8 protein-coding genes and 1 pseudogene are annotated in these 5,098 nt (G+C 71.9%); 3 read left to right on the top strand and 6 right to left on the bottom strand.

The features are described from left to right. The 4 genes and pseudogenes from ACWD3D_RS33355 to ACWD3D_RS33340 form a co-directional block, all read right to left on the bottom strand. Positions 1-81, bottom strand: a pseudogene (locus ACWD3D_RS33355) (histidine phosphatase family protein); the annotation flags it as partial. A 28-nt stretch (positions 82-109) separates the two neighbouring features. Further along, complete coding sequence (locus ACWD3D_RS33350) at positions 110-856, bottom strand: SDR family oxidoreductase (RefSeq protein WP_451464458.1); 747 nt, start codon at positions 854-856, stop codon at positions 110-112. 359 nt (positions 857-1,215) lie between these two features. Further along, complete coding sequence (locus ACWD3D_RS33345; protein WP_451464457.1) at positions 1,216-1,647, bottom strand: DUF4259 domain-containing protein; 432 nt, start codon at positions 1,645-1,647, stop codon at positions 1,216-1,218. A 20-nt stretch (positions 1,648-1,667) separates the two neighbouring features. Next, a complete protein-coding gene (locus ACWD3D_RS33340; protein ID WP_451464456.1) occupies positions 1,668-2,264 on the bottom strand; it encodes a hypothetical protein in 597 nt (198 codons plus the stop codon). A gap of 87 nt (positions 2,265-2,351) precedes the next feature. Between ACWD3D_RS33340 and ACWD3D_RS33335 the strand changes: the two genes are divergently transcribed. Continuing rightward, positions 2,352-2,930 carry a GNAT family N-acetyltransferase gene (locus ACWD3D_RS33335; RefSeq protein WP_451464455.1) on the top strand — a complete coding sequence of 193 codons (579 nt, stop codon included), beginning with the start codon at positions 2,352-2,354 and terminating at the stop codon, positions 2,928-2,930. A 27-nt stretch (positions 2,931-2,957) separates the two neighbouring features. Here the strand turns inward: ACWD3D_RS33335 and aac(6') are convergent, their stop codons facing one another. Further along, positions 2,958-3,434: an aminoglycoside 6'-N-acetyltransferase gene (gene aac(6'), locus ACWD3D_RS33330; protein ID WP_451464454.1), complete on the bottom strand. Its 477-nt coding sequence runs from the start codon at positions 3,432-3,434 to the stop codon at positions 2,958-2,960. A gap of 31 nt (positions 3,435-3,465) precedes the next feature. After that, positions 3,466-4,401, bottom strand: coding sequence for a hydroxymethylbilane synthase (gene hemC, locus ACWD3D_RS33325; protein WP_451464453.1), 936 nt, complete (start codon positions 4,399-4,401; stop codon positions 3,466-3,468). A 98-nt stretch (positions 4,402-4,499) separates the two neighbouring features. Here hemC and ACWD3D_RS33320 point away from each other — a divergent pair, with 98 nt between their 5' ends. Beyond that, entirely contained in the window at positions 4,500-4,643 is a 144-nt protein-coding gene (locus ACWD3D_RS33320) for a hypothetical protein (RefSeq protein WP_451464452.1), read from the top strand. A gap of 48 nt (positions 4,644-4,691) precedes the next feature. Beyond that, positions 4,692-4,928 carry a hypothetical protein gene (locus tag ACWD3D_RS33315; RefSeq protein WP_451464451.1) on the top strand — a complete coding sequence of 79 codons (237 nt, stop codon included), beginning with the start codon at positions 4,692-4,694 and terminating at the stop codon, positions 4,926-4,928. Positions 4,929-5,098: the final 170 nt, after the last annotated feature.

The raw sequence follows: 5,098 nt of genomic DNA, 5'->3' as shown, positions 1-5,098 counted from the left end.
CTCGGCCGGGCTCTCGCCCGGGTGCGCGGTGGGACCGGCCTCGACCCCGTCGGTCCAGAGGTTCCAGAGCGGGCGGGTGCGGGGCCCGTTCACGAAGGGCGCCTCAGCCTCAGCCCAGTCCGCCGGTGGCCCGGATGTTCTGGCCGGTGATCCAGCGGCCCTCGTCGCCCGAGAGGAAGACGACCACGGCCGCGATGTCGGCGGGCGTCCCGAGGCGCCCGAGCGGGGTCATCGTCGGGATGGTGGCCAGGGCTTCGGCCGGGTTGCTGCCCCGCAGCAGGTCGGTGTCGGTGGCGCCGGGGGAGACGGTGTTGACGGTGATCCCGCGCGCGCCCAGTTCGATCGCCGCACCGGCGGTGAGCTGTTCCAGGGCGCCCTTGCTGACCAGGTAGGGCACGATGCCCGGGGCCGGACGCAGGGTGTTGAGGGTGGAGATGTTGATGACCCGGCCGCCGTCCGGCATGTGCCGGGCCGCGTACCGCAGGGTGAGGAACGCGGCCTTCGTGTTCACCGCGAACGCCTGCTCGAAGACGTCTTCCTCGATCGCGGCGAGTGGCGCCGGCATGAAGCTCAGCGCCGCGTTGTTCACCAGGATGCTGACGCCCCCCGAGGACTGCTCCTCGGCCGCCTCCATCAGCTTTTCGGCCGCCCCGGACTCCGCCAGGTCCAGCTTCAACGCCCGTGCCTGGCCGCCGGCTTCCTCGACGGTACGGACGACCTCCTCGGCCGCCCCGGTGTTCTGCGCGTAGTTGAAGACGACCTGGGCGCCCTCCCGCGCGAGCCGCTCCACGATGCCCCGGCCGATTCCCCGGGAGCCGCCCGTCACGACGGCGGTTCTGCCTTCCAGTGTTCCCATGGTGCTCTCCTGCCTTCCGCACACTTCGGACACTTCGGTTCAGCGCTCCGAAGCTACGGACGCCCCACCCACCGGACGCCGCGTCTCGCCGACAGCGAAATGCCCTGCGCGGAGCCCTCGGAACGTGTTGCCTACCCGACAAGCGGAACCTCGGGCCCCGGAAGAGCTCCGGCACGCATGCGGGTGGGGCCGAGGGGGACCGCAGAGGCGGAAGAGGCTGCGGAGAGCGGCGAAGTGTGCTCCGTGGTGGCCCGGTTGTGGCGTGCTCGCGGCGGTGCGAGAAGCCGGGCGTCGGGTGAGATTCACTCTTTAGTGTCACGCCTGGAAGGAAGTTCGCTTCGGATCGGCAGTTCGCTCGATCACGGCTCGACGTCGAAAAGGGCGATGGTCGGCGGCGAAGGAGCGAGCACCGCACGGAGGCGGGCGAGCATGGCCTGCCACCGCTCCCATGCCTTCTGGTCGCTCCAGTCCGAGGACGGACCCTCCTCGGCGGTGGCGACCCGGGCGACGGCTTCGTCGGCGAGTGCTCGCAGGTCGGAGGGGAATTGGGGCATGGGCGCTCTGGGCCCGTAGGACGTCTCGACGGGGTCCCCTCCCGGACATTGCGCCGCGATCAGCGCGGCGGCGGCCACCGCCGCGTCCGCTTCCGACAGCCAGTCGATCGCGTCGATCGTGCGGATGAGAACGGCTCTCACCAGGACCTCGCGTGCCTCGGGGGCGGTGTCGTCGAGGGTGTCGGCGAAGTCCGCGGCCGTGTCGTTGTCGAAGGGGCCGGTGTCCCAGGTGCCCACGACGGTCTCCTCCCTCGACGTCAGGTGAGGACGATGGGGCAGCCGCGACGTATCGAGTGCCGCGCCGCGCGCAGGTACAGGGCGACGTAGAACGCCGTGTCCAGGTCCATGCTCCACCGCCCCGGGCGGACCTCGGCCGCCGTGGACCGCTCCTCGACCTCCTCGTCCCGGAACCACGAGGTCAGTTCGAGGTTGTCGCTCGTACCGGGGATCTCGTCCGGCAGACCGACGGCCTCCGCCAGCCGCTCCGCGAGCGCCAGCGCCTGCGGAGCGCCGACCACCAAGGTCTCGTCGGAGTACGGAGCGGGGGTCGGCAGCCAGATCTGCTCCTCCAGGGAGAACGGCACGAGTACCGACCACCCGTACAGGGTCTCCGCTTCCTCCCGCGACAGGTGCGCCTCGCACAGGTCGACGAAGCCGTCCATGGACCCTGTCAGCTTCTCCTCGAAGGCCTGTCCCGAGCCGCGTTCGAACTCCGGCACCTCGGGCAGGTCGGTGAAGGGCGGCAGGCCCCGCCGCGCGAGTTCCCCCGCGAGCGCGGACGAGACGTCGCCCCACCCGTCCTCCTCGGCGTCGAACCAATCCTGCGCACCCACACTGACCAGATAGATCCCCATGGGCGGGAAAGTACCGTGGGCGACTGACAACGGTGGGGCCGAGCTGCCCCGTTCGACGACGCGCCACCGTTCGGGAGGGGGCATCGAATGACGCCGCGAGAGACCATCGGGACCGAGCGCCTGGACGGGCCGGGCGCGCTGCGCGCCGCGGGGGAGTTCAGGCTGATCTACGCCGAAGCGTTCGCCGAGCCGCCCTACGACGAGACCGAGGACGAGGTCGACGCCGCCTTCCGCCGCTTCCCCGTACTGACCCGTAAGCCCGGCTTCCGCGCCGTCCTGGCCCGCACCGGGAGCGGCGTGCCGATCGGCATGGCGTACGGGCACCCGCTCGGGCCCGACGCCGTGTGGTGGGACGAGCTGACCGAACCCGTCCCCGACGACATGCGGCGCGAGGACGGGCACCGCACCTTCGGGCTCCTGGAACTCGCCGTGCGGGGGCCGTGGCGCGGACGCGGCGTCGCGCGGAGGCTGCACACGGCGCTGCTCGACGGCATCGGGGTCGAGCGAGTGCTCCTGAACGTCAACCCGGCGAGCGGGACGGCCCCGGCCGTCTACCGGAAGTGGGGCTACCGGAAGGTCGGTGAGGCGCGTCCCGGGGGCGCCGGGGCGGAGCTCCATCATGTGATGCTGTCCGGCCGCACGGGCGCGGGGGCGCCACCGGCGTGAGGGGCCGGGGCGCCGCCCGGACGCCGCTCAGGCCAGCTCGTGCGCGAGCAGGTCCATCAGCAGACCGTCCTCCCAGGCGCCCGAGTGCTCGTTGTGCCAGTACGCCCGCATGACGCCCACCGGTTTGAACCCGACCTTGGTGTAGCAGCGGATGGCCGCGGTGTTGGCCGCCGCGGGGTCGATGGTGAGCCGGTGGTGGCCGCGTTCCCGCACCAGCCACCGGGCCAGCGTCCGGACGGCGTCGGCGCCGAGCCCTCGCCCGCGGAGCCTGGCCGTCAGGAAGATGTCGATACCGGCCCGGCGGAACTGCGGGTCGGTCTCCTCGCTGAACTGGACGGCGCCGATGACCTCGCCCTCGAAGACGATGGCCAGCTTGTCCTGGTAGCTGGTCGGGGGCGGCGACCACCACGCCGCGACCTCGGGCTCGCGGACCACCCTGTCCAGGATCTCGGCATCACCGTCGGCCGTCGGCCGCAACAGGACCCGGTCCCCGTTCAGTTCCACGCCGTCATCCCTCCCGCACGGGCCGTCGCCCTCAGTGCGCGATGGAGTCGATCAGCTCGCGGGCGCCCTGACGGAGAAGGGTGACCGCGACGGAGGTGCCGAGGGTGGCGGGATCGAGCGGGCCGGCCCACTCGTGGGCGTTCAGGACCGTCTTGCCGTCCGGGGTGAACACGCAAGCCCGCAACGAGAGTTCGCCGCCACCCCGGGAGGTGGCGTAACCGGCGATCGGGCTGTTGCAGTGTCCCTGGAGCACGTGCAGGAACATCCGCTCGGCGGTCATCTCCCGATAGGTGGAAGCGTGGTTGAGGCCGCTGACCGTCTCGATCGTCGCGTGATCGCCCTCACGGCACTGGAGCGCGAGCACCCCGGCCCCGATCGGCGGGCACATCGCCTCCGTGGACAGCACCTCGGAGATGACGTCGGTACGCCCGATACGGGCCAGCCCGGACGCCGCGAGCAACAGCGCGTCCGCCTCGCCCGCCGCCAGCTTCTCCAGCCGCCGGTTGGCGTTGCCCCGGAAAGGCACGCACTCCAGATGCGGGTGCGAGGCCGCCAACTGCGCGATCCGGCGCACCGACGAGGTCCCGATACGCGCACCCTCCGGCAGCTCGTCGAGCGTGAGCCCACCGGGGTGCACGAGGGCGTCCCGTACGTCGTCCCGCTTCAGGAACGCCGCGAACACCGTGCCGGCCGGCAGCGGCCGGTCCGCCGGTACGTCCTTCACGCAGTGCACCGCGAGATCGGCCTCACCGGCGAGCAGCGCAGCGTCCACCTCCTTGGTGAACGCCCCCTTCCCCTCCACCTGGGAGAGGTCCCCCAGCCACTTGTCCCCGGTCGTCTTCACGGGCACGACCTCGGTGGCGATACCGGGGTGCAGCAGGGCGAGTTCGGCCCGGACCCGCTCCACCTGGGCCAGGGCCATCGGGGAGTCGCGGGAGACGATACGGATGAGTTCGGGAGTGGCCATACGTTCACGATAGACCCGCGGGACGGGGCCTGGGAGTACGACGCGTGGGGGAGCCCTTCGGCGCTCGGGGCTGTACTCGGTGCGGAAGGAATGAGCCCATGAAGACGACCGGCCAACGCACGCCGGCCGAGGGGAACCTGCGAGTGGCCGAGGAGACCGTGGCACGTTTGAGAAGCGGCTTGGCGGGTGTCGGGCTCGCGTCGCCGTGGCTGCGGATCGCCCTGCGGCGCCGGAACGCATGAAGAGAGGGCTCGAAGGGGAGAACGCCCAGGTGAAGGAGGGCGTGGAACATGTCGGTCGAAGGGCTTGAGCCGTGTGTGCCGGAGCGTGGATCGTTCGCCGTCGACGCGCGGACGGGCAAGGTCGGGCGGGTGATGGGCCGAGTGGGGCCGAACATTCAGCTGCGTCCGCCCGGTGGTGGTACGGAGTGGGACTGTCCGACCGAAGCGGTGCGGCCGGCGCCACCCGGCGTGGTGCTCCGCGCGCGGGTGACGGAGATCAACCGGGAGGGACAGTTGCCCCGCTGAGGGACCGCCCGGCGACGGCCCGCGCCATCGGCCTCGTCACCGGGCGCCCGTCACCGCACGTGACCGGGCGGCCGGACGGGGCGCTGTTCGCGGTCCGGAGGCCGGGTACACGCCGCAGTGCGAGCCTCTTCGGCGGGCGCCGAGCGGGGCACTGCTCGCGGCGCGGCGTG

The organism is Streptomyces sp. NPDC002690 (assembly GCF_053592415.1).
This window is presented reverse-complemented; position numbering and strand designations above follow the sequence as displayed.

Excerpts from the sequence above, each read along its gene's own strand:
- ACWD3D_RS33335 (WP_451464455.1), top strand. The coding sequence starts at position 2,352 with ATGACGCCGCGAGAGACCATCGGGACCGAGCGCCTGGACGGGCCGGGC.
- hemC (WP_451464453.1), bottom strand. The coding sequence starts at position 4,401 with ATGGCCACTCCCGAACTCATCCGTATCGTCTCCCGCGACTCCCCGATG.
- ACWD3D_RS33315 (WP_451464451.1), top strand. The coding sequence starts at position 4,692 with ATGTCGGTCGAAGGGCTTGAGCCGTGTGTGCCGGAGCGTGGATCGTTC.
- ACWD3D_RS33320 (WP_451464452.1), top strand. The coding sequence starts at position 4,500 with ATGAAGACGACCGGCCAACGCACGCCGGCCGAGGGGAACCTGCGAGTG.
- ACWD3D_RS33350 (WP_451464458.1), bottom strand. The coding sequence starts at position 856 with ATGGGAACACTGGAAGGCAGAACCGCCGTCGTGACGGGCGGCTCCCGG.
- ACWD3D_RS33340 (WP_451464456.1), bottom strand. The coding sequence starts at position 2,264 with ATGGGGATCTATCTGGTCAGTGTGGGTGCGCAGGATTGGTTCGACGCC.